The 2,179-nt window shown below is 65.9% G+C and carries 3 protein-coding genes; 2 read left to right on the top strand and 1 reads right to left on the bottom strand.

Annotation, left to right across the window (positions count from 1 at the left end):
- Positions 1–693 (bottom strand): 4-hydroxyphenylacetate 3-hydroxylase N-terminal domain-containing protein (locus VFB18_RS13440; protein ID WP_324976232.1); only part of this gene is annotated, 693 nt, incomplete at its 3' end.
- Positions 694–1,375: 682 nt separating this feature from the next.
- On the opposite strand from VFB18_RS13440, the gene VFB18_RS13445 reads away from it, so the two are divergent.
- Positions 1,376–1,963, top strand: a complete 588-nt coding sequence (locus tag VFB18_RS13445; protein ID WP_324976235.1) for a TetR/AcrR family transcriptional regulator — start codon at positions 1,376–1,378, stop codon at positions 1,961–1,963.
- The coding region (locus VFB18_RS13450) for an alpha/beta fold hydrolase (protein ID WP_324976238.1) at positions 1,960–2,179 on the top strand (220 nt) is incomplete at its 3' end. The genes VFB18_RS13445 and VFB18_RS13450, both read left to right, overlap by 4 nt.

The following is a 2,179-nucleotide window of genomic DNA, read 5'->3' on the forward strand; positions in this document are numbered from 1 at the left end:
CGAGTCCATGGGCGCCATGAACATCACCACCATGCTGGGGTCGTTGATGTCCTGGCCCATGTTCTGGCCGAGGAAGTTGTAGTGCGTCAGCGCCGAGTTGGTCGCCACCACCTTGGCGCCCGACACGTAGATGCCGGCATCGGTCTCCTTCTGTATCGAGACGTAGACGTCCTTCACCTGCTCCACCGGCTTGGAGCGGTCGATGGGCGGGTTGACGAGGGCGTGGTTGACGTAGAGCACCGCCTCCTGGGCGCGCCTGTGCCAGGCCCGCGCGTTGGCGGCGAACGGCCCGTAGAACTCGGCGTTGGCGCCCAGCGTGTTGAGGAACGCCGCCTTGTAGTCGGGGCTGCGCCCCATCCAGCCATAGGTGATGCGGGCCCATTGCGCGATGGCGTCGCGCTGCTTGACGATTTCCTCGCGCGATCGGGCGGCCTTGAAGAACCGGTGCGTATAGCCGCCGGATCCGGTGTCGGTGGCGGTCGTCAGCGCCTCCTTGCTCTTGGCATCGTGCAGCGCATCGTAGAGCTTGGCCGCCGACACCGCCGAATTGCGCAGCGCCGGATGCCTGGTCACGTCTTTCACGCGCTCGCCGTAGATGTAGACCTCGCGCCCGTCGCGCAGCGATTCCAGGTACTCGGCTCCGGTGAACGGGCGCTTCTTGCCCGCCACGAGACGTTCCGGCGCCTGCGCCATGCTCCACCTCCGTTTCCCGCCCGCTGGACTGGAGCCATCATAGCGGCGGGAGGACCGCGCGAAAGGGGCAGCGACACGATGATCGAGAACGACGCCACGGTGACGGAGGCGGTGCTGCCGGCAACGTGCTCCACTCTTCGCCGAGGCGAGCACGATCGAGAGAGTGACCGTCGCGGAAGACGCGTGCACCAGTCCTGATGCGGTCGCCGGCCAGCGCCGCGGCGCGGCGCCCGACAGTCGCGCCTTCGCCCTCGGGCTGCTCGAGGAAGGCAACTGGGATGTCGGCGGCGGCCCGTCCCCACGAACGGTCGACAGTGGTGCCAAGGGGCTGAGCGCAAGGAGCGCGAGATCACCCCGGCAGCATCGTTGCTCAGGCTAATGACGAGCGAACGCATTCGACAGCGATGGCCTGGCGCGTGCACGCGTTTGAGCCACCCGCTGGTCGAATCAAGCGGGGTTGGGGGCACCGCGACGCCGACGGGAGGGTTGTGAAGGCGCTCATCGGCCTGTCGCTCGCGCGCCGCTTCGATGCGCCTTTCCCGCTCGCGGTGACCGGCGCCTGTTCGTTCGGCGGCGAGCCTCCAGCATCTGCTTTCCGGCGCGCGGATCGAAGCAGGGATCGATCACCGGGCGATGCGCGCGTTGGTCTTGACAATCAATACGTACGAGCGTATTAAAAAACATGGCAAGAGCATCTCATCGTGACCGCATCCTCGACGCCGGCCTTAAGGTCATGTTCCGTAAGGGTTATATCGGCTCGGGCGTACGCGACATTGTGGCCGAGGCGTCGGCTCCCCAGGGCTCCTTCACCAATCACTTCCGCTCGAAGGAGGGCTTCGCGCGCGAGGTCCTCGACCGCTATTTCGACCACGTCAAAGGACTGGTGGCACAGGCGCTTGGCGACTCGAGCCTGTCGCCGCGCGAGCGTCTGAAACGCTATCTCGACATCATCACCGAGCGTCTCGCAGCGGATGATTTCACGCGCGGCTGCCTGATCGGCGATTTCAGCCTGGAGGCCGCTCCACAGAGCGAGATGCTTCGCGAACGGCTTGACGCCATTTTCGTGGAGTGGCGCGCGCCGTTCGCCGCCTGCATCGCCGAGGCGCAGGCCGCCGGTCAGATCGCGACGACCTTTTCTCCCGACGACCTCGCCGAATTCCTGCTCGCGTCCTGGGAGGGCGCAATCCTGCGCATGAAGGTCACGCGCAACGGCGAGCCTCTCGAACGCTTCAAGCGCATCGCATTCGCAACCGTCTTCAAGGAGCCATGACGACGATCTCCGACATCGCCCTGCCGCAAATGCCCGTGCTCGGCTCGACGATGGCCTATCGCGAGGCGAGACAGCCCGGCGTTCCGCTGGCCCTCTTCCTGCACGGCAACCCGACCTCGTCCTACATCTGGCGCAACATCATTCCCCACGTGGCGCCGGTGGCGCATTGCATCGCGCCCGATCTGATCGGCTTCGGCCAGTCCGGAAAGCCGGACA

Source organism: Methyloceanibacter sp., assembly GCF_035650995.1.
In the GTDB taxonomy this organism is placed as follows: domain Bacteria; phylum Pseudomonadota; class Alphaproteobacteria; order Rhizobiales; family Methyloligellaceae; genus Methyloceanibacter.